This window comes from Streptomyces indicus (assembly GCF_900100315.1).
Lineage (GTDB): Bacteria > Actinomycetota > Actinomycetes > Streptomycetales > Streptomycetaceae > Streptomyces > Streptomyces indicus.
In genome coordinates, this window is record NZ_FNFF01000004.1 from 191,043 (window position 1) to 216,947 (window position 25,905).

The following is a 25,905-nucleotide window of genomic DNA, read 5'->3' on the forward strand; positions in this document are numbered from 1 at the left end:
CCGGTCCCGCAATGCCTCCCGGCCCACGCGGCCCGCACCCGCGCCCACGCGCACCCTCATGCGGGCCCGCACCCACGGGCGGCTCCTCTCGCGTCTCCGCGCAGGCGGTGGGTGAGTCACCCCTGCCCTTGCGCGCCAACGCCCGCGCCCACCCGCCGGGCTCCGGCGCGCCCACGCGAACTCCGAGGACAGCCATGGCCATTGCCGACCGCCCGAAGCCGGAACAATCCGACCCATCGGGACCAGACGGAACATCCACCACCTCCACCCTCACCACCCCCGCATCCCCGCCCACCCCCGCCACCGACCCCGCAGCCAAGCCCGGAGCATGGTCCGCGCTGCGCCCCCTCCTGCTGCGCCTGCACTTCTACGCGGGCATCCTCATCGCCCCGTTCCTGTTCGTCGCCGCCGCCAGCGGGCTCCTGTACGCGCTCTCCTTCCAGGCCGAGAAGGTCGTGTACAGCCATGAACTCGAAGTCCCCGCCGGCGACTCGGCCCTCCCGCTCGCCGAGCAGGTCGAGGCCGCCCGCGAGGCCCACCCCGAGGGCACCGTCACCGCCGTCTGGCCCTCGTACGAGGAGGGCATGACCACCCGCGTGCTGTTCAGCAGCCCGGAGGTCGAGGAGGGCAAGTCGCTCGCGGTGTTCGTGAACCCGTACAACGGCGAGATCCGCGGCGAACTCCCCTCCTACGGCGGCTCCGGCGCCCTGCCGGTCCGCGCCTGGACCTCCGAGCTGCACCGCCATCTCCACCTGGGCGAACCCGGCCGCCACTACAGCGAACTCGCCGCGAGCTGGCTGTGGGTGGTCGTCCTCGGCGGACTGCTCCTGTGGTTCGGCCGGCGCAGGGCCCGCCGCCGCGAGCTGGTCAGGCCCGCGCGCGGGCAGAAGAAGGGCCGCGCCCGCACCCTGTCCTGGCACGGGACCGTCGGCCTGTGGGCCGCGCTCGGGCTGCTCTTCCTCTCCGCCACCGGACTCACCTGGTCCAAGTACGCGGGCGTGAGCATCGGCGAACTGCAGGACCGGCTCGGCGGAGCGACCCCGGTGGTCGACGCCGCCACCACGCCCGGCCAGGGCGGGAGTTCGGGCCACGGCGACCACGGCGGCGGCGGTGACCACGCGGCCCACCAGGGCACGGACATCGGCCTCGACCGCGTCCTGGAGATCGCACGCGGCGAGGGCATCGACGGAAAGACGACGGTGACCCTCCCCACCGAGGGCCGGGGCTACGTGGTCAAGCAGAACGACACCACCTGGCCGTACCACCTCGACTCGGTCGCGATCGACCCGGCCGACGGCAAGGTGCTCGACACGGTCCGCTTCGCCGACTACCCGCTGCTCGCCAAGCTCACCAGCCTCGGCATCAACCTGCACATGGGCGTGCTCTTCGGCCTGCCCAACCAGCTGCTGCTCGCGGGCCTCATGCTGGGCACGCTGCTGCTGATCTTCTGGGGCTACCGCATGTGGTGGCTGCGCCGCCCGACGAAGTCCGGTGCCCTGGGCGTGGGCCGCGCCATGCCGCGCGGCACCTGGCGCAAGGTGCCGCTGCCCGTCCTGCTGCCGCTCCTTGCGGTCACCGCGGTCATCGGCTGGTACGTGCCGCTGTTCGGCCTGAGCCTGCTCGTGTTCCTCGTGATCGACGCGGTCGCGGGTGCGGTCCGCGGCCGGTCGCGTACGGGCGTGTCCTAGGCGGGAGCACGGGAGCGCGGCAGCGCGGGGGTGCCGGTCGCCGAACCGGCACCCCCGCGCTCCATCAGCCCGATCGAGCCGCGCTCAACCGGCCCGCGGCGGCGTGTACTTGTACCCCACGCGCCGTACCGTCTGGATCGCGTCCCGGTACTCGGCGCCGAGCTTGCGCCGCAGCCGCGCCACGTGCACGTCGACGGTCCGCCCGTCGCCCACATGCCCGTACCCCCACACCGTCTGCACCAGGGAGTCCCGGCTGTGCACCCGTTGCGGGTGCGCCACGAGATGCGCGAGCAGCTCGAACTCCAGGTAGGTGAGGTCGAGTTGCCGCCCGGCCACCTCCGCGACGCGCTGCACGGAGTCGATACGGATGACATCGGCCCGAGCGGCCGCGGGCGACTCGGGGGCCGCGCTCTGCGGCTCGGCCGGCACCAGCACCAGGTACCCGACCATCGGCGGCCGGCCCGGCAGCGAGGGCAGCGTGTGCTGGGGCGCGGGCAGCCAGGTGGCGCCCGGCGGCAGATAGTCGGCCACGTCGATGCTCGGCACCAGCTCCTGGGCCACCTCGTCCTGCTGGACGGCGCGCAATCGGTGGCGCGGGGAGGGGAGGCCGGCGGGCTGCGGGGCCACGGGAGCCGGAGCGGGCGCCGTAGCGGCGGAGAAGACACGGGTGTTGGCCATGAGGAGGTCAGCTCTTTCGCGCGAAGTGGACGTGACGGGACGTACGCACTCGCACCGACCGAAGACCGCACCGACCGGGATGGGGCGGTGAACGGCTTTAGAGGGCCGGTGCGTTCCTCACGCGGCAACACACGCGGTCGAAGTCGTCATGCTGACGGGACGGCCAGAACGGCTCGAGGTCGAAGCGACCCTTCGCGGTGTTCTGGTTGGCGGCCATGCGTCCATTGAAGCAGACGCCCGCCCGCGACAGCAGGCCCCTCTCGTACGGTGATACGGATCCGGACGCACAGATGGCCTGATCAGCAGCCTTCTCCGGCCGGTTCAGCCCACCAGGCGCCGGCGCCAGTCCAGATCCTGGACATGGATCGCCTCGTCCGGCGAACCGGTCCAGCGCGGGCTCAGGCCCGCCGCCTCCAGGGCGGCCACCACCTCGCGTCCGACTGACGCCGTGTACTCGGGGGTGCACTCGAAACCGCCGTAGTAGAGCGCCAAGTCGCCGTGCTCGGCGGCCGCTTCGGTGCCCTGCTGGTGGAAGAAGACGAACCCGCGCGCGTCCTCGGCCCCCGCCGCCCAGATCTCCGCCATGCCGCAGCTGCGGCAGCACGTGAAGTTCTCCTTGGCCGTGATGCCGCTGCCGTCGAGCGCCGTGAAGGCCGCGGCCAGCCGCTCGGGGTCCGTCGTCCCCTGCCAGGCCGCCTGCTCGTGCACCCGCTCCACCCACAGCCGGTCCGCGAGGCGGCGGGCCTGGGCCTGCGAGACGGGCCGCTCGTCCTCGTCGACCAGCCACTCCTCGGCGGCCTCGGCCAGCGCGGCCCGCCCGAGATAGCCCTGGACGAGCAGTCCGCGTACGCGCTCCTCGACCTTCTCCCGTATGTCCTCCGGCAGTTCGGGCACCTGGGCGGGCACCGGCAGCTCCACCGTCTCCCAGCTGAAGCCGGCGTCCCAGCCGTCCTGTCCGCGCCCCCAGCCCACGATGGCCGCCGTCACACGGTCGCCCTCGTCGTCACCGAGATCGGTGTGGAACAGGGTCCGCCCGTCGTGGTGCTCCAGGACATAGCCCTCGCCGGGCGTGCGGGCGGTCTGGATGAAGACGTTCGGCAGGTCCGGTATGCGCTGGCACACCAGGAACTCGTCGCCCCTGGACCCGATCCGCGCCACGAGGGCGGCCAGGTCGGCGGGTGCGATCCGTACGTACTCCTGCCAGTTCTCGGTCTTCACCTTGATCTCGAGCATGCGGACCAGCCTCGCACGCGGCACCGACATCCGGATACGGCGAGGGGTGCCGTCGGATACGGACAGGGGTGCCGTCCGGATACGGCGAAGGGCGCCCACCGCGTACGGTGAGCGCCCCTGCCCGGCGAGTGAGCCGTGAGCCGGACTCAGACCTGCCCGGCCTTCTCCAGACCGGTGCAGCAGGTGTCCACGATGAGGCGGGTCACCACGTACGGGTCGACGTTGGCGTTCGGCCGGCGGTCCTCGATGTAGCCCTTGCCGTCCTTCTCGACCTGCCACGGGATACGGACCGAGGCGCCGCGGTTCGAGACGCCGTAGCTGTACTCGTTCCACGGGGCGGTCTCGTGCAGACCGGTCAGGCGGTCGTCGATGCCCGCGCCGTAGTTCTTCACGTGGTCCATCGGCTTCGAGCCCTCGCCGAGCGCCTCGCACGCGGTGATGATCGCGTCGTACCCCTCGCGCATCGCCTTCGTGGAGAAGTTGGTGTGCGCGCCCGCACCGTTCCAGTCGCCCTTGACCGGCTTCGGGTCGAGGGTCGCGGAGACGTTGAAGTCCTCGGCGGTGCGGTAGAGCAGCCAGCGCGCCACCCACAGCTGGTCGGCGACCTCGAGCGGGGCGAGCGGGCCGACCTGGAACTCCCACTGGCCGGGCATGACCTCGGCGTTGATGCCGGAGATGCCGAGACCGGCCTTCAGGCAGTTCTCCAGGTGGGCCTCGACGATGTCGCGGCCGTGGATCTCGTCCGCGCCGACACCGCAGTAGTAGCCGCCCTGCGGAGCCGGGAAGCCGCCGGCCGGGAAGCCGAGCGGACGGTCGCCCTCGAAGAAGGTGTACTCCTGCTCGATGCCGAAGATCGGCTCCTGCGCGGCGAACTTCTCGGCCACCTCGGTGAGCTGCGCACGGGTGTTGGAGACGTGCGGCGTCATGTCCGTGTTGAGGACCTCGCACAGGACCAGGATGTCGTCGCCGCCGCGGATCGGGTCCGGGCAGGAGAACACGGGCTTGAGCACACAGTCGGAGGCGTGGCCCTCGGCCTGGTTGGTGCTGGAGCCGTCGAAGCCCCAGATCGGCAGCTCCGCGACGCCGGAGACGGGGGTGGTCAGTATCTTCGTCTTCGAGCGCAGCTTCGCCGTCGGCGCGGTGCCGTCGATCCAGATGTACTCAGCCTTGAAGGTCACGGGCGCCATCCTTTACGGGCGTTGCATGCGGGTGGGGCGTGGGGAGCGACGCTGGCCCCGCGCTGTAGCGGCAGCCTGTCAACCGGCGATTTCCCGACCGTTGCCCGTCTGTGAACCCCGTGTTACGCACGTTTCGCGCGCGTGCTCAGCCGTCCCGGAGGCGGTCCGCGCGGGGGCTCAGCCGTCCCGGAGGCGGTCCGCGCGGCGGCTCACCCGGTCCGGAGGCGCTCCGCGCGGCGGCTCACCCGTCCCACCGCCCCCGCTGCGCCGACTCCACCACCTGCCGCTTCAGCAGCCCGTCGAAGCCGGCCGAGCGGATCCGGCGGACCAGCTCGACCGGGGTGGCGCCGAGCGCGGCCGCGGTGTCCTCCAGGTTCCAGTCGTGGCGGGCCAGCTGGACGAGGAGATGCCCGCGCCGCACCTGCGCCTCGCTGAGCCGGATCGTCTTCAGATACGCGACCCGCCCCTTCAGATCGCAGATCGCCTCCCCGATGTGCTGCTCGCGCTGCCGCTCGAAGGGCGGCAGGAAGCGCGTCAGGCGGTAGCGGCCCATCCGGCGCAGCTCCTGGAACGCGTACCGCTCGTCGAGCAGTCCGCTCGCCATCACCGTGTCGTGCTCGCGCGCCCACGCCCGCTCCTGCGCCCGGGCGGCCGCCCGCAGGTCGGCGAGCGAGCCGATCTCGGCGGTGTCCTCGATCCGCGCGGTGAACTCGGGCACGCCCGCCCCGTAGTACGCGTGCTGGTACACCAGCTCCCCGTACAGGTCGGTGAGCAGGGTCGCGTGCAGGGCCCGGTAGTCGTCGGGGTGCGGCACGACGAAGGCCGCCGCCAGCGCGTCGGCCGCGTACAGGAGCATCCCGCACTGACCGGGATGGATCTCGAACACCCGCAGCGCATCGGCGAGTTCGGGGATCTCGCTGCCCGCGTACGCCCGCTCCGCACGCGGCGAGAGCCCGCGGCGCAGCGCCCGCTTCGACCACTCGTCCCACAGCACGGACGGGCCGCCGAAGTGCAGCGCGAGATAGCCGTCGAGGGCGAGGTGCAGCGGCAGGAAGCGCACCCGCTGGGATCCGGCGCGCTGCACGAGCCGGTGCATCGGGACGCTCTCCAGAGGCATGTCGTGGTCGTCGTACAGGTCGTCGTAGCTGTCGCACAGCTGCGTCCCGTACGCCGCGCGCCACGAGCCGTCCCGCGCCCAGTCGGCGACCATGCCGTGCGGGATGTACGAGGAGTACGTGGTGCCGTCGCCGGCCTCCACCGCGAGCAGCGCGTCGCGGAACAGCTCGCGGCGCAGCCGCAGGTCCTCGATCGGAGTCTCACGCACCAGCGGCACGAGCCGGATGCCGCCCCACACCTGCGAGGGCTTCGTGACCAGCCCCGTGAAGTCCAGCTCGGTCATGTCGCGTTCCCCGTAAAGATCTTGACCTTCTCGTCCAGATACGCGCGCAGCTCGGCCAGCCCCGTCCGCCCCTCCGCGAACTGCGCCAGCTCCACCAGCGCGGGCAGGTCCCCGGCGTCGCGCACCCCGGCCGTCGGCACGCTCGGCGCGAGCCGCCGTACGTCGAAGGAGTCCGCGTCGTATACGGGGTTCAGGTGCACCACATGGGTGCGGCGCTGCGGATCGAGCCGGGTGCGCCAGACCCGCAGCACCTCGCCCGCGAGCCCCGGCGGCGCGTTGTCCCAGCCGTCCGAGACGATCACCAGCCGCTCGGGGGCGTGGTCGAGCGCGTCCAGGATCCGCATCCCGAGCGGGGTGTGCCCGTACGGGTGCACGAGCAGCGCGTCCGCGCGGCCCGAGGTCCACAACGGCACGTAGGAACCGGCCAGTTCGGCGAGCAGGAAGTGGCAGGCGAGCGCCACCGCGAGCGGCCGGCGCCGCTTCTGCCCGGACCCGTACGCCGAGAAGCTGTCGTCGAGCACGGCCGCCACCCGTCCCCACGTCCCCGCGTACGGGCCCGCGATCCGGCGTGCGGCGGCCCGCAGCGCCCCGGTGAGCTCGGCCCGCCGCCCGGCGCGCACATCGAGGTCCAGGGAGAGCACGTACGAAGCGAGCCGGGTCAGCGGCATCCGCGTGAGATCGGTGTCCACGGCCGCCTTGTGCGTGCGCGCGGACTCCTGGAGCCGCAGCTGTTCGAGGCGCGTCATCCGCGGCGCGATCCGCTCCAGGAACACCGCCCGCGGGATCCCGTGCCGCGCGGCGAAGCCCTCGGCGACGGTGTACGGCAGCTCGTACAACGCACCCTGCTCGTACCGGGCACGCCGGCGGGTCTCAAGGAGCGCGTGGGTGTAGCGCGTACGGGCCCGCGGCGCGAACAGGAAGTCGCCCAGCTCGTCGGCCACCGGCAGATGCGCATGCCGGACGGCGGTCTTGAGGCCGGCGCGGTACTTGACCGCGTCGAAGGCCGGATCGCGGCGGCCGGCCAGCCAGTCCCGCACGATCGCCCGCGTCCGCCGGTTGTTGACCTTGGCGCGGCGCAGCTCCGCGAAGATCCTGTACACGCGCTGCGGCGGCAGGACCGCGAGCCGGGCCGCGATGAGCCGCCCCTCGGCGCGCTTCTGCCCGGGGTCCGCCTCGCCCGCCGTGACCAGGAGCCGCTGGATGATCCGCGCCGCATTGTGGTCGTTGATGTCGAGGGCGAGGGTCGCGGCGTACAACTCGCGGTAGTTGACCCGCACGTATTCGTGCAGGAAGTCCAGGGACATCCGCTGCTCGTGCGCGTCCGAACGGAACTCGCGCTGCGCGGTGGAGGTGATCGCCGCGTTGACGAAGAGGAGCACGTCCTCGGCGGCGACCAGATCTGCGTACGTCTCCATGACATCCCCGTGGCCGGAACGGCCGTCCGCGTACCGAGGCCGGCCGTGAGAAGTGGGGCCGGCCTGAGAAGCAGAGACCGGCCTTGTGAAGCACAGGCCGGCCGGGGAATGAGGGGGCGAACAGCGAATGCATTGCTGTACAGGCAAGAGTCGGAAGTCGCACCGGAGTCCCGCGGCCGGCCCCTCGAACGTAACATCGAGGCCGCCGTGCCCCATCATGGTTTTCCGTGACCTCTACGACGTCTGAGAACCCCAGCACCGCGCCCCTGCGCGTAGGCCTCCTCGGCACCGGGCCCTGGGCGGCCCGCGTGCACGGCCCCGCCCTCGCCGCCCATCCCGGCGTGACGCTCACCGGAGTCTGGGGCCGCCGGCCCGAGGCGGCCGCCGAGCTCGCCAAGGAGCTGGGCAGCCAGGCGTACGAGGAAGTGGACGCCCTGATCGCCGACGTGGACGCGATCGCCGTGGCGCTGCCGCCGGACATCCAGGCACCGCTCGCCGTCAAGGCCGCGCGGGCGGGGCGGCACCTGCTGCTCGACAAGCCCGTGGCCACCACCGTCGAGAGCGCCCGCGAACTGGCCGACACCGCCGCCGGCGTGGCCTCCGTGGTCTTCTTCACGCTCCGCTTCTCGGCGGCGGCCGCGCCCTGGATCGAGGAACAGGCCGCCGTGGAGGGCTGGTTCAGCGGCCGGGCCGACTGGATCGGCTCGATCTACGCGCCCGACAACAAGAGCCCGTACGCCGACTCGCCCTGGCGCCGTGAGCGCGGCGCCCTGTGGGACGTGGGCCCGCACGCCCTGTCCGTGCTGCTGCCGGTGCTCGGTGACGTCACCGAAGTGACGGCGCTGCGCGGCCCGTTGGACACGGTCCACGTCCTGCTGCGGCACGCCTCGGGCGCCTCCAGCAGTACGGCGCTGAGCCTGACCGCGCCCGAGAAGGCGAGCGGCGTCACGGCCGAGTTCCGCGGCGCCCAGGGGATCGCCGAGCTGCCCGCGGTCTGGGGGGAGGGTCCGGTGGCCTCGTACGGGACGGCGATCGACGCGCTGCTCGAAGCCGTACGGACCGGGGTCCCGCACCCGTGCGACGTGCGGCTCGGCCTGCGCGTGACGGAGATCCTCGCGCAGGCCGAGCAGGCGCTCACCCGGTAGCGGGCACTCACCCGGTAGCAGGCACTCGCCCGGTAGCGGCCCGGGACGCGAGCCCGGTCAGTGGGCGTACTGGCCGGGCTGGTAGTTCCCGGCGGGCTGGCGGGTCGCGACGTTCATCCGGTTGAAGGCGTTGATGAGCGCGATGCTCATCACCAGGGCGCCGAGCTCGTTCTCCTCGAAGTGCTTGGCCGCGTTCTGCCAGACCTCGTCGCTCACGCCCGTCGCCGCGTCCGCGATCCGGGTCATCTCCTCGGACAGCTCGAGCGCCGCGCGCTCGGCGTCGGTGAACACCGTGGCCTCGCGCCAGGCCGCCACCAGGTGCAGCCGCACCGAGCTCTCGCCGGCCGCCTCGGCGTCCTTGGTGTGCATGTCGATGCAGCCCGCGCAGCCGTTGATCTGGCTGGCCCGCAGCACCGCCAGCTCGCGGGTCACGGGGGACAGGCCCGACTCGGCGATCACCTTGTTCGTGGCGATCATGTGCTTGATGCTCTGGCCGACGACCGCGTTCTGGAAGAAGTTGAGACGGGGTTCCATCGGGTGCTCCTCGGTCCGTGTTCCGGTGGGTACACCCCTGTGACGGCACAGCCCGCCCGGCTGTGACACGGCCCGTGCCGCCGTACGGTGTGACCCGCCCCACACTCCGGTCCGCGCTCCGCCCCGGCCGCGCTCAGGCCTCCGGCTTCTCCCGCACCAGGCACAGCGGGTGCCCCGCCGGATCGGCGTACACCCGCCAGGGCTGCCGGCCGTCACCGGCGCTCAGGAGCCGGCCGCCCGCCGCGAGCAGCGCCCGCTCGGCCGCGTCCAGGTCCTCGACGCCGATGTCGAGGTGGAACTGCGCCGGGTGCGCGGGGTCGGGCCAGCGCGGCGGCCGGTGGTCCGCGACCCGCTGGAAGCACAGCACCGCGCCGCCGGGCAGATGCAGCGTGGACCAGTCCGCACCCGTGGCCCAGCGCGGGTCGGGCCGGTCCACGTCCCCGCCGAGCAGCGCGGCGTAGAACGCGGCCAGGGCGCGGGGTTCGGAACAGTCGAGCACGGTGCACTGCAAGGTGCCGATCACACGGGTGCCTTTCAACTCGCCTATTTGATCAGCGCGTTGGCCCCCGCGATCAGCAGCCCTATCGTGGCGTCCGCACCGCCGATGGCCAGCGCGGACCGCTTGCGGTAGCCCACGCGCTTGGCGGCGAACGTACCCCATCCGAACAGCAGCGCGGCGTTCAGGGCCAGGCCGAGGGCGGTCACGTCGCTCTCCGGCCACCGCGCCGCGCCCGCCCCGACGAGCAGCGCCACCGTCGGCAGACAGGCCACCACGACAGGCCACTCGTCGGCGAGGGTGCGTACGAGCTGCCGCCAGCGGTGACTGCCCGAGCCCTCGGTGTGCGTGGACATGTGGTGCGCGTAGCCATGGGCGAGGGCCGCCGTGCCGGCCGTCACCATCACCCAGGCCGCGTCCGAGTACGGCGTGTACGTGCCCCCGCCGCTCTGCAGGGCCGCGAGCAGGGCGCTCGCCAGGACGGTGCCGTAGACACCGCCGAACATCCAGTTCCTCATCGGGTGCTCCCTCCGGTCCGTCCCGTCTCCCCGGACCTCCCGGCGGGGGAGCGGTCAACGGTACGGAGCCGATGGGGCCTTCCGGCTCCCGCTCAGGGACCATTCGCCCTGGCGGGACCCTGGCCGAAAGGACGAGAGCAGCCGCGCGGCACCCTGTGCGGCGGTCAGGACCGCCCGAGCGCCTCCCGCACCGCCTCCTCCGAGCGGGCCACCACCGCGCTGCCGTCCTGCGCCGTGATGATCGGCCGCTGGATCAGCTTCGGGTGCTCGGCCAGCGCCTTGATCCAGCGGGCGCGGCCGCTCGCGTCCCGCGGCCAGGCCTCGCGGTCCTTGAGGTTCAGCTCCTTGGCGACGGGCTCCTGGGTGCGCGCGATGTCCCACGGCTCGAGGCCGAGCCGCTTCAGGACGTCCCGGATCTCGGCCTCGCTGGGCACGTCCTCCAGGTAGCGGCGCACGGTGTACTCGGCGCCCTCCGCGTCGAGCACCGAGAGGGCGCTGCGGCACTTGGAACAGGCGGGATTGATCCAGATCTCCATGCCCGGCAGCGTACTGCGCCCGTTGCTCCGATCGGCTTCAAGACCCCTGTGGCCAGGGGCTTTTGTCAGTGCCCGGCAGTAGAATAGAAGCAGTGTTCGAGATTGGGCCGTGAGGTGTGTGCCGGGTGCAGGCCGGCGCCTCATGACTCCCCGACCACCCCAGGAGGTTGCTTATGGTCCCTGCCGCGCTCCAGGCTCAGACGACGCTGCCGATCGATGTCCCCTACGTACCGTTCGCCAAGAGGCCGCTGCCCGCGGGCCGTCCGCGGGAGTGGTACATCTCGCACAACCGCCGGCTCAAGGCCATGCGCCTCGCGATAGCCCTGCTCGACTCGGGTGTGTACCGGCCCGAGCAGGCGGACAACCGGCGCATCCGCAGCACCGCGGACCTCGTCGGCATCCACCCGCCGTCCGAGACCACCTGTCACATGGTGCGGGCGCTGATGCGCTACACCCGCTGACCGTGCGCTCCCTGCCGGGCGGGACCGAACTCCTCGGTCCCGCCCGGCAGTTGTGCGTCCGGGCGCAGGCGGTCTTCGGCCCGGTGCTTTTCCGGCCGGAACGTGTGCGGCCGGCGTCGGCCCTCTTGAAGTGCACCCGGCCCTTGTGTCACAACGGTGTTCCCCCGTTGTTGTCCAGACCAATCGAGAGTCCGTACGCCGCCACGCACCCGCAGACCGGAAGGCACCCCCGTGCGCCGCACCCCCACACTGACGGCCGCCGCCCTGCTCCTCCTCGCCGCCACGCTCGCCGGCTGCGGAGGTGAGGCCGAGGCGCGCGACGACCGGCCGCCCACCGCCCCGCGCGGCCTCACCGTCCATGCGGGCAGCGCCACTTCGGTGCACGTGATGTGGAACAAGTCGACCGACGACACCGGCGTCCACCGCTACGAGGTCTACCGCGACGGCAAGCGGGTCAAGACGCTCCCCGCCGCCACGTACATGGTCGACATCGCGCAGCTGACCCCGCAGCGCACGTACACCTTCTCCGTCCGCGCGCTGGACGCCGCCGGGAACCGGTCGCCGCACAGCCTCAAGGTCCCGGTGACCATGCGCCCGCCCGCTCCGAAGGACTCCGAACCGCCCACCGCACCGCGGAAGGTGAAGGTCCGCCCGTCGGGTGCGCGCGCCGCCACCCTGTCGTGGGGTGCGGCCACCGACAACGAGGCCGTCACCTCGTACGACATCTACCAGGCCGGTTCGCGGATCCACAGCGTGGCCGGGCGCAGCACCACCGCCCTGGTCACGGGCCTGCGCCCCGGCACCGCGTACACCTTCACGGTCAAGGCGCGCGACGCGGCCGACAACTCCTCGCCGGACAGCGAGGCGGTGCAGCTCACCACCGCCGCGGGCGAGGGCGGGCACGAGGACACCGCGCCCGGCGGCTTCAAGGTCACCACGCACGAGGACGACGGCGCGTACTACCTCGACCTGTCCTGGGACGCGCCGAAGACCGGCGGCGACGTGGCCGAGTACGAGATCCATCTCAACGGCCGCCAGGCCACCACGCTGCAATGGGGCGGCGCGGCGCCGGCCGGGCGCGCGCGGCACAGCTTCTTCATCACGCGCGACGAGGCGCAGACGTACCGTGTGAAGCTCCGCGCGAAGCTGCCCGACGGCACCTGGGGCGCGTTCTCCGAGGAACGGACGGTGACCACCGGTGGATGAGATCGCGCTGCTGACCCTCGGCGGCACCATCGCGATGTCCGGCCGTCCCGTCGAGGGCGTGGTCCCGCGCCTGTCCGGGGCCGAACTGACCGCCGCCGTACCGGCGTTGAAGGAGTACGCCCTCGACGTCCGCGACGCGCACGCGGTCCCCAGCTCCAACCTCACCTTCGCCCAGCTCTTCGCCGTGGCCGAGGAGGCCGCTCAGGCCGTGAAGGCCGGTGCGGCCGGCGTGGTGGTCACCCAGGGCACGGACACCCTGGAGGAGACCGCCTACCTCTTCGACCTGATCTGGCCGCACCCGCAGCCGCTCGTCCTGACCGGCGCGATGCGCAACCCCACGCTGCCCGGCGCGGACGGCCCGGCCAACCTCCTGGCCGCCGTGCAGGTGGCGGCGTCGCCGGAGGCGCGGGAGCTCGGCGCGCTCCTGGTGTTCAACGACGAGATCCACGCCGCGCGCCGGGTCCGCAAGACCCACGCCACCAGCACGGCCACCTTCGCCTCGCCGGACACGGGCCCGCTCGGCCATGTGGTCGAGGGCCGGGTCCGCGTCCTGGCCCGCCCGCCCCGGCTGCCCGCCCTGCCCGCGACACCGGGCGAGGCCCGCGTCGCACTGCACACGGTCACCCTCGACGAAGACGCCCCGCTGCTGCCGGGCCTCGCGGACACGTACCAGGGACTGATCGTGGCGGCCTACGGGGTCGGCCATGTGGCGGCGCAACTCGCCCCGGTCCTGGGCGAGTTGGCCACCCGTATCCCAGTCGTCCTGACCTCCCGCACCGGCGGGGGTTCGGTGCTCACCGCCACGTACGGCTCCCCGGGCTCCGAGTCCGACCTGCTCGCCCGCGGGCTGGTCAACGGCGGCTTCCTGGACCCGTACAAGGCCCGGATCCTGCTGCGGCTGCTGCTGTGGGACGGGGCGGACCGGGCTCGGATCGCGGAGGAGTTCGCGCGGCGGGGCTAGGCAGGGGCAAGGGGAGCCCAGGTGTCCGGCGTGGTCAGGCGTCCGCGGGCTCCAGCGCCTCGACCTCGCCCGCGAACGCCGGGTGGCCCACCGTCTCGCAGGTGAGGCGCAGTTTGCGGCGGCGGGTGGCGTAGCGCTGGGCGAACTGGAGGCCGGGGGTCCCGTCGTTCTCCCAGGCCTGCACGATCACCGCGTCGTGGCGCTCCTGGTCCACGGTGAAGTAGCCGTCGTGCGCCAGGGCGTAGCGGAGGCAGTCCGGTCCGGCCGCGCGCAGCTGCTCCCGGGCGATCTCGGTCTCGCGCTCGAACGTGTCCGCCCGGCAGCGCACCAGCTTGCGTCCGTCCGCGTAGTCGAGCAGGACGAAGGTCGTGAGCTGCTGGCCCTTGGTCTCCTGGAGGGAACCGGTCGCGTGGTCGAGGGCCGCGAAGGCCAGGGCGAGGAGTTCCTCGGAGGCGTCGTCGAGGGCAGACGTAGACATGCGCCCAGGAAATCACGGGCGCCTTCCGGCCGGGAAATCACGGGCGGCTCCGGGCCGGACGCCACAGGTTCCCGCTGCCGGAAGCCACAGGTCCCCGCTGCCGGACGCCACGGGCCCCCGCTGCCCGGCGGCAGCGGGGACCACAAGGAGATGTCGCTTCAGGCGGCCTTCGAGAGGGCGGACCGGTCCTTGCGGGACAGGTGCCATACGGGGGTGCCGGCCGCGCCGCCCGTGTCCTCGCGCCGCGGCCACAGCAGGAAGGCACCGGCCGCGCCCGCCCCGGCCAGGACCGCGAGCACGGACCAGGCCACCGTGAAACCGGCGCTCGTGCCGAGCGCGCCCGCGATCGGATACGTGACCAGCCAGGCCAGGTGCGAGAGCGAGAACTGGGCGGCGAACGCCTCGGGGATCGCGTTCCGCGCCACGGAGGCGCGCAGCACCTTGCCGGTCGGCGTGATGATCAGCGCCATGCCGATGCCGATCACCGTCCAGACGGCGGCAGTCGCGGCCCAGTTCGCGAGCCCGGCCGCCACCAGCGTCACCGCGGCGGACGTGCCCGCGACGAGCACTCCTGCGCCGGTCAGCATCACGGTGCGGGCGGCGACCCGGTCGAGGACGCGGGGGAGTGCGAGGGCGGCGACGAGGGTGCCGGTGCCGGAGGCGGCGAGCATCCAGGCCACGCCCGCCTGCGAGCCGCCGAGTTCGTCCCGTACGTAGTTGACGGTGCTCACCACGACGATCGAACCGGCCGCCGCGACCACGAGGTTGAGCGCCATGACCCCGCGCAGCCGGGGCGTGGTGAGGAAGGTCCTGATCCCTGCGGCCGCCTTGTCCCAGGCCTTGGTGTGGGCGCTGGGGCGGGCGTTCGGGACACGGGCGGCGAGGACGAGAAGCCCGGAGCCGATGAACCCGGCGGAGGTGCCGAGGAACAGCCGGTCGAAGCTCATGAAAGCCAGCGCGACGGCGGCGAGCACGGGGCTGAGCAGGCTCTCCATGGTGGAGGCGACCTGGGAGGCGGACAGGGCCCGGGTGTACGCGGCCTCGTCGGTGACGATGTCGGGGATGACGGCCTGGAACGTCGGCGTGAACGCGGCGGACGCCGCCTGGAGCAGACCGATCAGCACGTAGATGTGCCAGACCTCGCTGACGAACGGAAGCGCCAGGACCACCAGACCGCGGACCACGTCGAGCAGGACGAGGAAGGTCTGGCGCGGCAGCCGGTCGATGTACGCGGCGGTCAGCGGGGCGATGACCACGTACATGACCATCTTGATGGTGAGGGCGGTGCCGAGGACCATGCCGGCGCTCGGACCCGCGAGGTCGTAGGCGAGCAGACCGAGGGCCACGGTGGTCAGGCCGGTGCCGAACAGGGCGATGACCTGGGCGCCGAAGAGGAGGCGGTAGTCGCGGAGGGCGAAGAGTCGCATGACGGGTTCCTTCGGGTTCATGCGGCGGGGCACGGCCCCGGGGCGGAGGCCGTGCCCCGCGCTGACAGCAGACGGGGGAGTCGTTGCCACGCATCGGCGTCACGTCCTTGTCGGGCGGCTGTGGGTATCGGGGTGGCCGTCCGGGGTGAGGCCGGCGAGGAGGTTGAACGCGCCGGTGAGGATGTTGAGGGAGACGACACCGACCACGTCGGCGATCGCGCGGTCGCTGTAGCCGTACGCGCGCAGGGCGGCGATCTGGTCGTCGGTGATCGAGGCGGGCTCGCGGTAGACCTGGAGTCCGAGGGCGATCAGCGCGGCCACGGCCGGATCCTGCGAGGTGCCCAGGTGGGCCCGCTCGATCTCCTCCTCGTCGATCCCTAGGGCGCGGGCGGCGCCGACGTGCGCGTCGAGGCAGAGGCCGCAGCCCTGCTGGGCCTGGACGGCGATGGAGATCCGCTCGCTGATCCGGCGGTCGAGCTTGGCGCGGCCCATGGCCCGGCTGAGCTGGAGGTAGCCGCCGAGGACGGCCGGCGAGTGCGCCATCGTCGCGACCATGTCGCCGACGTGCCCGTGCCGGGCGACCAGCTCCCCGAGCAGCTCGCGCGAGGCGCCGACGGCGGTGTCGGGCGTGAGGCGGTTCATGCGGGGCATGACGCCTCCTTCCTTCCGTGGTGACCGGTCAGTGGTGGGCGTGGTGCGCATGGTGGGCGTGGTGCCCCTCGTGCCCGCCGTGCCCGTCCGCGAGGGCGGCTTCGGCGGTCCGTACCGTGAACTCGGCCGTCCGCACGACCCCTTCGTGCTGGAAGTCCAGGAACAGGCGGTACGTACCGGCCGTGGGCGCCACCGCCATGAAGGAGATCTCGGGGCCGGGCGCGGTGACCCCGTCACCGGGCTCGCCCTCCGGGTGCACGTGGAGGTAGCCGAGGTCCCCGACGCGCAGGGCGACCAGGTGCCCGTACGCGGCCAGGTAGGGCTCGAGGTCGGTGACGGGCCGGCCGTCCCGGCTGACGGTGAGGGTCAGCTCGCTCGCCTGACCGGCCCGCAGCGCACCGTCGAGCGTCACGGTGTACGCGCCGGTCCGCGCGCTCCCGGTGGCCTCGGGCAGCGGCTGCGGCTCGTACGCACCGGCCACCGCCGCGTCGATCCCGAGCGTCATCGTCCCGTCGTGACCGACCGGGTGGACGTCGGCGAAGAACCGCCAGTCCCCGGGCGTCAGGTCGAGCTCGACGCTCCAGGTCCCCTTCCCGTCCCGCACCGGGTGCACGTGCTGGAACCCGGCCGTGTCCCGCCGTACGGCGATGAAGTGCAGCTCCTTCTCGTGCTCGGCCTTGTACGCGGTGACGGGCTGCCCGTCGGGCCCCACCACCCGGAAGCCGACCGACTGCACCCCGGCCTCGAAGACCGTGGTGTCCAACTCGAGGGTGTACCCGTCCTGCGAGACCGAGAGCCCACCGGGCTGTCCACCGCCGTGCGCGGCGTGGTCGCTGTGAGCGGCGTGGTTGTTGCTCATGACATCTCCTGAGGTGCGATCCGTTTCCCGATGCCGTCCCGTGCGGTCCGACGATCAGAACCATATACCCCTGGGGGGTATATGGCGAGCGCTCCTCGGAGAAATCTCGAAACGCGGAACACGGCCCAACGCAAAGAGGGCCGCTTCCCTGATGTCAGGGAAGCGGCCCTCAGCGGTACCGCGGGGTACTACGACGCCCTATGGCGCACTACGACGGCTTAGAGGTCGAAGTACAGCTCGAACTCGTGCGGGTGCGGACGCAGCTGGATCGGCGCGATCTCGTTCGTGCGCTTGTAGTCGATCCACGTCTCGATCAGGTCGGAGGTGAAGACACCGCCGGCCTGGAGGTACTCGTTGTCCTCCTCGAGCGCGTCGAGGACGGCCGGCAGCGAGGTCGGGACCTGCGGGACGCCCGCGTGCTCCTCGGGAGCGAGCTCGTAGAGGTCCTTGTCGATCGGCTCGGCCGGCTCGATCTTGTTCTTCACGCCGTCGAGGCCCGCGAGCAGCAACGCCGAGAACGCGAGGTACGGGTTCGAGGACGGGTCCGGCGCGCGGAACTCGACGCGCTTGGCCTTCGGGTTCGAGCCCGTGATCGGGATACGCATGGCCGCGGAGCGGTTGCGCTGCGAGTAGACCAGGTTGACCGGGGCCTCGAAGCCGGGGACCAGGCGGTGGTACGAGTTCACCGTCGGGTTCGTGAAGGCGAGCAGCGACGGGGCGTGCTTCAGGATGCCGCCGATGTAGTAGCGGGCGGTGTCCGACAGACCCGCGTAACCGGCCTCGTCGTAGAAGAGCGGCTGGCCGCCCTGCCACAGCGACTGGTGGACGTGCATGCCCGAGCCGTTGTCACCGAAGATCGGCTTCGGCATGAAGGTCGCGGTCTTGCCGTTCTGCCACGCGACGTTCTTCACGATGTACTTGAAGAGCATCAGGTCGTCGGCCGCGGCGAGCAGCGTGTTGAACTTGTAGTTGATCTCGGCCTGGCCGGCGGTGCCCACCTCGTGGTGCTGGCGCTCGACCTGGAGGCCCTGGCGGTCCAGCTCCAGGGAGATCTCGGCGCGCAGGTCGGCGAAGTGGTCGACCGGCGGGGCCGGGAAGTAGCCGCCCTTGTAACGGACCTTGTAGCCGCGGTTGTTCTCGACCGCGCCGGTGTTCCAGGCGCCCGCCTCGGAGTCGATCTCGTAGATCGACTTGTTGGCGGAGGTCTCGAAGCGCACCGAGTCGAACACGTAGAACTCGGCCTCGGGGCCGAAGTACGCGGTGTCGGCGATACCGGTGGAGGCGAGGTAGGCCTCGGCCTTCTTCGCCACGTTGCGCGGGTCGCGGGAGTACTGCTCGCCCGTGATCGGGTCGTGGATGAAGAAGTTGATGTTCAGCGTCTTGTCGCGGCGGAAGGGGTCGACCCGGGCCGTCGTGAGGTCCGCGCGCAGCGCCATGTCGGACTCGTGGATCGCCTGGAAGCCGCGGATCGACGAACCGTCGAAGGCCAGCTCCTCGTCCGGGTCGAACGCCGCCGCGGGCACCGTGAAGTGCTGCATCACACCCGGCAGGTCGCAGAAACGGACGTCGATGAACTTCACGTCCTCGTCTGCGATGAACTTCTTGGCGTCGTCGGCGTTCTGGAACATCCAGCTCCTCCTACTCCCGGTCCGGGGTGGAGCCGGGGCTGTCTCGCTCGTGGTGCGGCCAGTGCGGTGGCCCACGCTGGACCCGACCATAAGGACGGGGGATTTCTCAAGCATGACCCATTTGTTTCGCCCAAGTTAACCGGCGCAGGGGTGACGGCCGTCTCACCCGCCGTGAAGGCCCGGACCAGCGGGCACCCGCCGGGTCCCGTACGAAACGGGGCGCAGTACCGTGGACCCGTGGACAACAGGCAAGCAATCGGATCGTGGCTCTCCGGCCCTCGCCAGACGGCCGAGGACATGGGTGTCGACTTCGGGTACCGCGGCGAGCAGCTGGGCCTGCCCGAGCACGGACCGGGCTCGATCGCGCGCCCCGGCCGCCGGATCGCGGCCCTCTTCATCGACTGGGCCCTGTGCCTGCTGATCGCATACGGTCTGCTCGCTGACCGTGACCTCCAGGCGGCCGGCAACTGGGCGGTGCTCGTCCTGCTCGTCATGAGCATCCTGACGGTGGGCACGATCGGCTCCACGCCGGGCAAGCGCATCCTCGGCCTGCGGGTCCTCGCCGACGACGGCAACCGCCTCGGCATCGGCCGCGTGATCGTCCGCAGCGTCCTGCTCTGCCTCGCGATCCCGGCCCTCATCTGGGACCGCGACGGCCGCGGCCTGCACGACCGCCTGGCGCGCGCGGTCCAGGTGCGGATCTGATCCGCGGTACGGATCCGAGAACGTAAGAACGGGGCGCCCGGAGAGATCCGGGCGCCCCGTTCACGTATACGAGGAGAGGTCAGCGGCCGTTCGCGCCGCCGCGCGGCATGCGCATGCCCTTGGGCATCGGGCCCTTCGGGATCGGCATGTTCTTCATCAGGTCGCCCATCGCGCGCAGCCGGTCGTTGGTCGTGGTGACCTGCGGGCCGGACAGGACGCGGGGCAGCTTGAGCATCGTGGTGCGCAGCTTCTTCAGCGGCACCTCGCCCTCGCCGTTGCCCACGATGAAGTCGTGCACCGGCACGTCGGCGACCACGCGCGCCATCTTCTTCTTCTCGGCGGCGAGCAGGGACTTCACCCGGTTCGGGTTGCCCTCGGCGATCAGCACGATGCCGGCCTTGCCGACGGCCCGGTGGACCACGTCCTGGCTGCGGTTCATCGCGACCGCGGGGGTCGTGGACCAGCCGCGTCCCACGTTGTCCAGGACGGCGGCCGCCGCACCGGGCTGGCCCTCCATCTGTCCGAACGCGGCCCGCTCGGCCCGGCGTCCGAAGACGATCGCCATCGCAAGGAAGGCGAGCACGAAGCCGAGGATGCCGAGATAGACCGGGTGTCCGATCAGGAAGCCGATCGCGAGGAAGACACCGAAGGTGACGATTCCCACTGCGGCAATGATCAGACCGATCTTCGAATCGGCCCGTCGGGTCATTTTGTAAGTGAGGGCGATCTGCTTGAGTCGCCCCGGGTTCGCAGCGCTCGCTGCGTCGTCCTTCCTCGCCATGCTTGGAAGTTTACGTGCCCTTCGAACGGACTACGACGTGCGGGCGGCGACAGCGCGCTCGAGCACCTGCTGAGCCTCGACGCGGTCCTTGGCGCGGCGCCGGTCCTCGAGCACGGACGTCCAGGCATTGCGGCGTGCGGTGCGCTGGCCGCTGCCGAGCAGCAGCGTCTCCATGGCGCGCAGGGCGTCGGTCACGGACGGAATGGCGGTGGCGCGAACGGGCGCGGCCTGCATCTCGGTGGTCCCCCTCGGTCAGAACGGCAGTCGGTCTTACGTGGCGTAAGCCCAGGCTCACTGATTGGTGTTACCAGGGCGTGTCCGACCGGTCAAACACGAATGAAGCCTTGACGCGCCTGGTCATCAACCTGACGCGGCCCGTACGGAGCCCCTGCCTGCGGGGATCGTACGGGCCGCGTGCTTCGCGCCATTACGCGCGAGTAGCTTCTTGTGCGCGAACTCACAAGCTCCGCGGGTGCCGCGGGCTCAGACCGCCTGCGAGGCGACGAACGAACCGCGCTTCTCGATGGCCATCTGGTGCAGACGTCCCGCGCGGTACGAGGAGCGCACGAGCGGGCCGGACATGACACCGGCGAAGCCGATCTCCTCGGCCTCCTCCTTGAGCTCCACGAACTCGTGCGGCTTCACCCAGCGCTCCACCGGGTGGTGGCGCACCGACGGGCGCAGGTACTGCGTGATCGTGATCAGGTCGCAGCCCGCGTCGTGCAGCTGCTGAAGCGCCTCGCTGACCTCTTCGCGGGTCTCGCCCATGCCGAGGATCAGGTTGGACTTGGTGACCAGGCCGAAGTCGCGGGCGGCGGTGATGACGCCGAGGGAGCGCTCGTAACGGAAACCGGGGCGGATGCGCTTGAAGATCCGCGGCACGGTCTCGACGTTGTGCGCGAAGACCTCGGGGCGGGACTCGAACACCTCGTTGAGGAGCTCCGGCACCGCGTTGAAGTCGGGGGCGAGCAGCTCGACCTTGGTGCGGCCGTCGGAGCGGTCCGCGGTCTGCTGGTGGATCTGGCGGACGGTCTCGGCGTACAGCCAGGCGCCGCCGTCCTCCAGGTCGTCGCGGGCGACGCCGGTGATGGTGGCGTAGTTCAGGTCCATGGTGACCACGGACTCGCCGACGCGGCGGGGCTCGTCACGGTCGAGCGCCTCGGGCTTGCCGGTGTCGATCTGGCAGAAGTCGCAGCGCCGCGTGCACTGGTCGCCGCCGATGAGGAAGGTCGCCTCGCGGTCCTCCCAGCACTCGTAGATGTTGGGACAGCCCGCCTCCTGGCACACGGTGTGCAGGCCCTCGCCCTTCACGAGGTTCTGCATCTTCGTGTACTCGGGGCCCATCTTCGCCCGGGTCTTGATCCACTCGGGCTTGCGCTCGATGGGGGTCTGGGCGTTCCGGACCTCCAGGCGCAGCATCTTGCGTCCGTCGGGTGCGACAGCGGACACGACAGGCTCCCTACAGCTTCGATTCTTCGGCGTACACCAGGGTACGCCCGTTGTTTGTGCGGCCTTGCGTCGAGGGCAACCGCAGGCCTGGCGCCCGCATTCCCCGTATGGACTACGAGTGGGCTACGAGGTGGCGGCCTCCACCTCGCGCGGCTTCAGGTCCGCGTCCCCGAGGACCGCCTGAAGGTGCTTCTCGGCGATCGGCAGGACCTCGTCGATGGTGACCTCGCGGCCGAGCTCGTACGAGAGCGAGGTGACGCCCGCGTCCCGGATCCCGCACGGGATGATCTTGTCGAAGTTCGAGGTGTCCGGGTTCACGTTGAGCGCGAAGCCGTGCATCGTGACGCCCTTCGCGACGCGGATGCCCATCGCGCAGATCTTGCGGTCCTCGGCGCGCTGGCCGGCGTTGGAGGGCGCGTACTCCGGACCGTTGAGCCGCGGGTCGAACTCCGGGTCGGTGGAGCGCGGGTCGAAGTCGAGCGTCAGGCCGCCGAAGCGCGGGCGGTCCTCCACCGGGTCGCCGAGCACCCAGACGCCGGCGCGGCCCTCGACGCGCGAGGTCGCGATGCCGAACTCGGCGCACACCGCGATCATCGCGTCCTCCAGGCGCCGCAGATGCGCGATGACATCGACCGGGCGCGGCAGCTTCTGGATCGGGTAGCCGACGAGCTGGCCGGGGCCGTGCCAGGTGATCTTGCCGCCGCGGTCCACGTCGATGACCGGGGTGCCGTCCAGGGGGCGCTCCTCGGGGGCGGTGCGCCGGCCCGCCGTGTAGACGGGCGGGTGTTCCAGGAGCAGACAGGTGTCGGGGATCTCGTCCGCGAAGCGGGCGGCGTGCACGCGGCGCTGCTCGTCCCACGCGACCTGGTAGTCGACCATGTCGGCGCCGAATCCCATCCGGACGAACTGGAACTCGCTCACGTCGGTGCCTCCCTGTTTCTGCGCCGTCGCGGCCGGCCTCGACTTGCCTGCACGCTGCACGCGTCACCTGTCGGCAACTGTACGACTCCGGGGTCGGGGGCCGTCGGGGGCGGGGTGGGGGCGCTACCCGCGCACCGGGGGCCGGGCCCCGCCGAGTCCGCCTCCGTACGGGAAACGAGCCCGCCTCCGTACGGGAAAACCGGGGAGGACGCCCAGTCAGAAAGCGTTCCCTCACACGATCGGATGAATGCCTCGGGATCCCACGGCCGCCCCCGGCAGCGACCGCTACATTCGCGCCGTCCGGCGCCCGGACCCCAGCGCGCACCAGACTGCATACGGCATACAGCCGCCCGCGGACGGTGCGCGTCCCATCGACCGAACCGGCCGCCAGGACCCGAACGGCAGGAGAACGCAGAGCCGATGACGGAACGACCTCCGCAGCGCACGCCCAACCGCCAGCTCGCCGCGCTCATCGCAGAGGCAGGGTTCTCCAACGCGGGTCTCGCCCGCCGGGTCGACCAGCTGGGCCTGGAGCACGGCCTCGACCTGCGCTACGACAAGACCTCCGTGACCCGCTGGCTGCGCGGACAGCAGCCGCGCGGGACCACGCCCGCGCTGATCGCCGAGGTGTTCACGCGCCGCCTCGGCCGCCGGCTCACCGCACAGGACCTCGGCCTGGACGCCTGCGCGCCCGTCTATGCCGGGCTGGAGTTCGCCGCCACCCCCGAGGAGGCCGTGGACATCGTCAGCGGTCTGTGGCGCAAGGACTCCGGCAGCCATGCGGAGTTACGGAAGATCGCTTTCACTCCGGCCGGGCTCGTGGTGCCCAGCCGCGACTGGCTGATCGGCCGGGCCGACGAGCGGGTGGGCCGCGGGGAGCCGCAGACCGCGCGCGTGCCCGAGCAGGGCAGGGCCGGCGTCCCCCGGCAGCGCCCCACCTCCGAGCGGGGTCCCGGCGTCAAGGTGACCGGCGGGGACATCGCGGCCCTGCGCTCGGTCGGCGAGCTCTTCCGGGCGCTGGACAACGCCTACGGCGGCGGCCACGCCCGCCAGGCCCTGGTGCGCTACCTGGAGCACGAGGCCGAGCCCATGCTGCGCGGCACCTACAGCGAGGCCGCGGGCCGCCGCCTGTTCGCCGCCGCGGCCGACCTGACCCGGCTCGCCGGCTGGACCTCGTACGACATCGCCGCCCACGGCCTGGCCCAGCGCTACTTCGTGCAGGCCCTGCGCCTGTCGCAGGCCGCGGGGGACCGCGCCTACGGCTCGTACGTCCTCGTCACCATGAGCCGCCAGGCCGTCTACCTCGGCCACGGCCGCGAGGCCGTCCAGCTCGCGCGCGTGGCCCAGCAGGGCATCGGTCACTCCGCCCCGCCCGTGGTCCAGGCGCTGCTGCACTCGGTCGAGGCCCGCGGGCACGGCGTGCTCGGGGACGTACGGGCGTGCACGGCCTCCCTCGTACGGGCCGAGCGCGCCCTCGACGGGGCCCGGCCCGGCGACGAAGTCCCGTACTGGGCGCGTTTCTTCGACGAGGCCCAGCTGGCCGACGAGTTCGGCCACTGCCACCGGGACCTCCAGCAGTTCCGGGCCGCGGCCCAGAACGCCGAGCGCTCGCTCCAGCTGCGCGCCCCCGGCTACGCCCGCTCCCGCCTGTTCTGCCGCGTCGTCCTCGCGACGGCGCGGCTCGGCCTCGGCGAGCTTGACCAGGCCTGCGCGCTGGGCGCGGAGGCGGCCCAGCAGGCCTCGGAGATGCGGTCGGTACGGGCCCTGGAGTACGTACGCGACTTCGAGCGCCGCCTGGAGCCGTACCGGGACGCGACCCCGGTCCGCGGGTACCGGGACCGGGTGGCGGCGCTGGGGTGACGAGGGCCTGCCGGTGCGGGGGCCGACCGGGCCGGGGGGCTCGACCGGACCGGGGAGGTCGACCGCACCGGGGAGCTCGGCCGGTCTGTCACGCGACGGCCCGTACGCCCTCCTCCTCCGCGGCCCCCGGCTCGATCCCGAAGTCGCGCAGGAGCGAGTGCGCCGCCCTGCGGCCCGAGAAGAGGGCGCCCTGGACCGTGCTCGTGTCGCGGTGGTCGCCGCACACGTAGAGGCCGGACAGGACGCGGACCGGGCGGCGCAGGTCGTGCGGGGCCGGCATCGTGGGCACCGCCTCGGGGTCGTGGTGGACGGCGAGCAGCTCCCAGCGCGCGGTCGACGTGCCGTAGAGGCGGGCGAGTTGGGCGCGTACCTCGCGCTCCGGGGGCGGCGGGCCGAGCACGACCGAGGTGATCAGCGGGCGGCCTTCGGGGGCGCGGGACGGGTCGACCTCGCTGAGCACGGCGGTGTGTGCCACGGGGCCCGAGCGGTCGGCGTCGAGGATCAGGGCCGGTTCGGCGAGCGGGGAGTGCTCGGCGGTGTGGTGCAGCACCGTGACCGGGTGGAAGGCGGGCATCCGCAGGCCGGGCAGGAGTTCGGCCGCCTGCCGTGCGCCCGTGGCGAGGACGACGGCGCGGCAGGTCAGTTCGCCGTGGCCGGCGGTGCGGACCGAGGTGGTCGAGAGGTCGACGGCCTTCACGCCCGTACGGATCGTGCCCGGCGGCAGCGCGGCGGCCAGCAGGCGCGGCAGGGTCTGGGCACCGCCCGCGGGGACGCAGAGGCGGCCGCGGGCGTAGCCGTGCAGGGCCAGGTCGGCGCAGTGGCTGGAACTCAGGAGCTCGGGGTCGCACAGGAGCGCCGAGAGCAGCGGGCGCAAAAACGTTTCCACCGTGCGTGACGGGAGTCCGCGGGACAACAGGGCGTCCAGGGCCGGGAGTTCGGGGCGGGCCAGGACGCGGTCCACCGGGGTGGCGGCGAGACGGGTGAGGGCCGCGCCGAGCCGCGCCTGGTCCAGGGCGCCGCCGAGCGGAGGCCGTGCGGACCGGGAGCGGACCCGGGGGGCGCTCGCCAGGGCGCGCGCGGCGGTGAGTGCGCCCCTCGCGCTCCGGCCGGCCGGCGGTCCGGTCCGCAGGGTGGACCGGGGCTCCCAACTGCGCTGGAGGCGGCCCTCGTTGTGCACGAGTACGCCCGGCGAGAAGGGGCGCAGTTCGAGCGCGTCCAGACCGGGGGTGCGGCGCAGCTCCGGATACGAGGTGGACAGGAGCTGACCGACCCGGTCGAGGAGGAAGCCGTCGACCTGCTCGGTGGCCATGCGTCCGCCCACGTCGGGGGCCGCTTCCAGGACGAGCGTGCGCAGGCCTGCGCCGGTCAGCTGCAGGGCCGCCGAGAGGCCGGCGACTCCGGCCCCGACGATGATGACGTCGGCGTGGTGCGCGCGGTCCAGCACGTGTGCCTCCCGGATGTGTCGTGGCCGGTGGGGGCGCCTGCCTCGGCGGTGACGGAGACGCCTGTCCCAACTCCGGTGGGGATTGCCCGAGTTCGGCTCGAAGGGTAGGTCGGCGGGGCTGCGGGGGTGTAGTCGCGTGGGGGTGGGCGTGGTCGCACGGGGGCGCGTGCATGTGCGCCGTACGGCACGGGGTGCCGTCGCTTCGGCAAGGGGTGGATGGTGTTGTGGCGGCACCGGGTGCCGCGCTCGTGGTG

At 72.2% G+C, this 25,905-nt stretch carries 26 protein-coding genes; 7 read left to right on the forward strand and 19 right to left on the reverse strand.

Going from position 1 to position 25,905, the window contains the following annotated elements; all coding sequences use genetic code 11:
• Nucleotides 1-194 precede the first annotated feature (194 nt).
• Nucleotides 195-1,688, forward strand: coding sequence for a PepSY-associated TM helix domain-containing protein (locus BLT97_RS12920; protein ID WP_093609377.1), 1,494 nt, complete (start codon nucleotides 195-197; stop codon nucleotides 1,686-1,688).
• Between the two features lie 84 nt (nucleotides 1,689-1,772).
• On the opposite strand, the gene BLT97_RS12925 is transcribed toward BLT97_RS12920, so the two are convergent.
• From BLT97_RS12925 to BLT97_RS12950, 5 genes are all read right to left on the reverse strand, one after another.
• On the reverse strand, nucleotides 1,773-2,366 hold the full coding sequence (locus tag BLT97_RS12925) for a winged helix-turn-helix domain-containing protein (RefSeq protein WP_093609379.1): 594 nt from the start codon (nucleotides 2,364-2,366) through the stop codon (nucleotides 1,773-1,775).
• Between the two features lie 321 nt (nucleotides 2,367-2,687).
• Nucleotides 2,688-3,599: a DUF6891 domain-containing protein gene (locus tag BLT97_RS12935; RefSeq protein ID WP_093609383.1), complete on the reverse strand. Its 912-nt coding sequence runs from the start codon at nucleotides 3,597-3,599 to the stop codon at nucleotides 2,688-2,690.
• A 146-nt stretch (nucleotides 3,600-3,745) separates the two neighbouring features.
• Nucleotides 3,746-4,777 (reverse strand): glutamine synthetase, encoded by a 1,032-nt coding sequence (gene glnII / locus BLT97_RS12940; protein WP_093609385.1) that lies wholly within the window; start codon nucleotides 4,775-4,777, stop codon nucleotides 3,746-3,748.
• Nucleotides 4,778-5,018: 241 nt separating this feature from the next.
• Entirely contained in the window at nucleotides 5,019-6,176 is a 1,158-nt protein-coding gene (locus BLT97_RS12945; protein WP_093609387.1) for an ARPP-2 domain-containing protein, read from the reverse strand.
• Complete coding sequence (locus BLT97_RS12950; protein ID WP_425442690.1) at nucleotides 6,173-7,810, reverse strand: hypothetical protein; 1,638 nt, start codon at nucleotides 7,808-7,810, stop codon at nucleotides 6,173-6,175. Before BLT97_RS12950 ends, BLT97_RS12945 begins: the two co-directional genes overlap by 4 nt.
• Nucleotides 7,811-7,818: 8 nt before the next feature.
• Between BLT97_RS12950 and BLT97_RS12955 the strand changes: the two genes are divergently transcribed.
• Nucleotides 7,819-8,736 carry a Gfo/Idh/MocA family protein gene (locus BLT97_RS12955; protein ID WP_245769297.1) on the forward strand — a complete coding sequence of 306 codons (918 nt, stop codon included), beginning with the start codon at nucleotides 7,819-7,821 and terminating at the stop codon, nucleotides 8,734-8,736.
• Between the two features lie 57 nt (nucleotides 8,737-8,793).
• Here BLT97_RS12955 and BLT97_RS12960 read toward each other — a convergent pair whose 3' ends face one another.
• The 4 genes from BLT97_RS12960 to BLT97_RS12975 all read right to left on the reverse strand — a co-directional run bounded on the left by BLT97_RS12960 (nucleotide 8,794) and on the right by BLT97_RS12975 (nucleotide 10,820).
• On the reverse strand, nucleotides 8,794-9,270 hold the full coding sequence (locus BLT97_RS12960; RefSeq protein ID WP_093609391.1) for a carboxymuconolactone decarboxylase family protein: 477 nt from the start codon (nucleotides 9,268-9,270) through the stop codon (nucleotides 8,794-8,796).
• A gap of 133 nt (nucleotides 9,271-9,403) precedes the next feature.
• Entirely contained in the window at nucleotides 9,404-9,793 is a 390-nt protein-coding gene (locus BLT97_RS12965) for a VOC family protein (protein WP_093609393.1), read from the reverse strand.
• A gap of 20 nt (nucleotides 9,794-9,813) precedes the next feature.
• Nucleotides 9,814-10,284 carry a hypothetical protein gene (locus BLT97_RS12970; RefSeq protein ID WP_093609395.1) on the reverse strand — a complete coding sequence of 157 codons (471 nt, stop codon included), beginning with the start codon at nucleotides 10,282-10,284 and terminating at the stop codon, nucleotides 9,814-9,816.
• Between the two features lie 164 nt (nucleotides 10,285-10,448).
• Nucleotides 10,449-10,820 (reverse strand): arsenate reductase family protein, encoded by a 372-nt coding sequence (locus BLT97_RS12975; RefSeq protein ID WP_176953750.1) that lies wholly within the window; start codon nucleotides 10,818-10,820, stop codon nucleotides 10,449-10,451.
• A 173-nt stretch (nucleotides 10,821-10,993) separates the two neighbouring features.
• On the opposite strand from BLT97_RS12975, the gene BLT97_RS12980 reads away from it, so the two are divergent.
• The 3 genes from BLT97_RS12980 to BLT97_RS12990 all read left to right on the forward strand — a co-directional run bounded on the left by BLT97_RS12980 (nucleotide 10,994) and on the right by BLT97_RS12990 (nucleotide 13,448).
• Entirely contained in the window at nucleotides 10,994-11,281 is a 288-nt protein-coding gene (locus BLT97_RS12980; RefSeq protein ID WP_093609397.1) for a hypothetical protein, read from the forward strand.
• A 231-nt stretch (nucleotides 11,282-11,512) separates the two neighbouring features.
• Nucleotides 11,513-12,487 carry a fibronectin type III domain-containing protein gene (locus BLT97_RS12985; protein WP_245769298.1) on the forward strand — a complete coding sequence of 325 codons (975 nt, stop codon included), beginning with the start codon at nucleotides 11,513-11,515 and terminating at the stop codon, nucleotides 12,485-12,487.
• The gene (locus tag BLT97_RS12990; protein WP_245769299.1) at nucleotides 12,480-13,448 is read left to right on the forward strand and encodes an asparaginase; all 969 of its coding nucleotides are present in this window, start codon (nucleotides 12,480-12,482) and stop codon (nucleotides 13,446-13,448) included. The genes BLT97_RS12985 and BLT97_RS12990 overlap by 8 nt, the downstream gene beginning before the upstream one ends.
• Nucleotides 13,449-13,482: 34 nt before the next feature.
• Here the strand turns inward: BLT97_RS12990 and BLT97_RS12995 are convergent, their stop codons facing one another.
• The 5 genes from BLT97_RS12995 to glnA form a co-directional block, all read right to left on the reverse strand.
• Nucleotides 13,483-13,926, reverse strand: coding sequence for a hypothetical protein (locus tag BLT97_RS12995; RefSeq protein WP_093609399.1), 444 nt, complete (start codon nucleotides 13,924-13,926; stop codon nucleotides 13,483-13,485).
• A gap of 158 nt (nucleotides 13,927-14,084) precedes the next feature.
• Complete coding sequence (locus tag BLT97_RS13000; protein ID WP_093609401.1) at nucleotides 14,085-15,353, reverse strand: MFS transporter; 1,269 nt, start codon at nucleotides 15,351-15,353, stop codon at nucleotides 14,085-14,087.
• A 99-nt stretch (nucleotides 15,354-15,452) separates the two neighbouring features.
• On the reverse strand, nucleotides 15,453-16,004 hold the full coding sequence (locus BLT97_RS13005; RefSeq protein WP_093609403.1) for a carboxymuconolactone decarboxylase family protein: 552 nt from the start codon (nucleotides 16,002-16,004) through the stop codon (nucleotides 15,453-15,455).
• Between the two features lie 28 nt (nucleotides 16,005-16,032).
• A complete protein-coding gene (locus tag BLT97_RS13010) occupies nucleotides 16,033-16,863 on the reverse strand; it encodes a hypothetical protein (protein WP_093609405.1) in 831 nt (276 codons plus the stop codon).
• A gap of 218 nt (nucleotides 16,864-17,081) precedes the next feature.
• Nucleotides 17,082-18,491, reverse strand: coding sequence for a type I glutamate--ammonia ligase (glnA, locus tag BLT97_RS13015; RefSeq protein WP_093609407.1), 1,410 nt, complete (start codon nucleotides 18,489-18,491; stop codon nucleotides 17,082-17,084).
• Between the two features lie 237 nt (nucleotides 18,492-18,728).
• Here glnA and BLT97_RS13020 point away from each other — a divergent pair, with 237 nt between their 5' ends.
• A complete protein-coding gene (locus BLT97_RS13020; protein ID WP_093609409.1) occupies nucleotides 18,729-19,196 on the forward strand; it encodes an RDD family protein in 468 nt (155 codons plus the stop codon).
• A 79-nt stretch (nucleotides 19,197-19,275) separates the two neighbouring features.
• On the opposite strand, the gene BLT97_RS13025 is transcribed toward BLT97_RS13020, so the two are convergent.
• The 4 genes from BLT97_RS13025 to lipB all read right to left on the reverse strand — a co-directional run bounded on the left by BLT97_RS13025 (nucleotide 19,276) and on the right by lipB (nucleotide 22,347).
• Complete coding sequence (locus tag BLT97_RS13025; RefSeq protein ID WP_093609411.1) at nucleotides 19,276-19,977, reverse strand: DUF4191 domain-containing protein; 702 nt, start codon at nucleotides 19,975-19,977, stop codon at nucleotides 19,276-19,278.
• A gap of 30 nt (nucleotides 19,978-20,007) precedes the next feature.
• A complete protein-coding gene (locus BLT97_RS13030; RefSeq protein ID WP_093609413.1) occupies nucleotides 20,008-20,211 on the reverse strand; it encodes an SCO2195 family GlnR-regulated protein in 204 nt (67 codons plus the stop codon).
• A 249-nt stretch (nucleotides 20,212-20,460) separates the two neighbouring features.
• A complete protein-coding gene (gene lipA / locus BLT97_RS13035) occupies nucleotides 20,461-21,426 on the reverse strand; it encodes a lipoyl synthase (RefSeq protein WP_093609415.1) in 966 nt (321 codons plus the stop codon).
• Nucleotides 21,427-21,549: 123 nt separating this feature from the next.
• Complete coding sequence (gene lipB, locus BLT97_RS13040; RefSeq protein ID WP_093609417.1) at nucleotides 21,550-22,347, reverse strand: lipoyl(octanoyl) transferase LipB; 798 nt, start codon at nucleotides 22,345-22,347, stop codon at nucleotides 21,550-21,552.
• 420 nt (nucleotides 22,348-22,767) lie between these two features.
• Here lipB and BLT97_RS13045 point away from each other — a divergent pair, with 420 nt between their 5' ends.
• Entirely contained in the window at nucleotides 22,768-24,207 is a 1,440-nt protein-coding gene (locus BLT97_RS13045) for an NsdA family TPR-like regulatory protein (RefSeq protein ID WP_093609419.1), read from the forward strand.
• Nucleotides 24,208-24,295: 88 nt separating this feature from the next.
• Here BLT97_RS13045 and BLT97_RS13050 read toward each other — a convergent pair whose 3' ends face one another.
• The gene (locus BLT97_RS13050; RefSeq protein WP_093609421.1) at nucleotides 24,296-25,651 is read right to left on the reverse strand and encodes an NAD(P)/FAD-dependent oxidoreductase; all 1,356 of its coding nucleotides are present in this window, start codon (nucleotides 25,649-25,651) and stop codon (nucleotides 24,296-24,298) included.
• Nucleotides 25,652-25,905 lie beyond the last annotated feature (254 nt).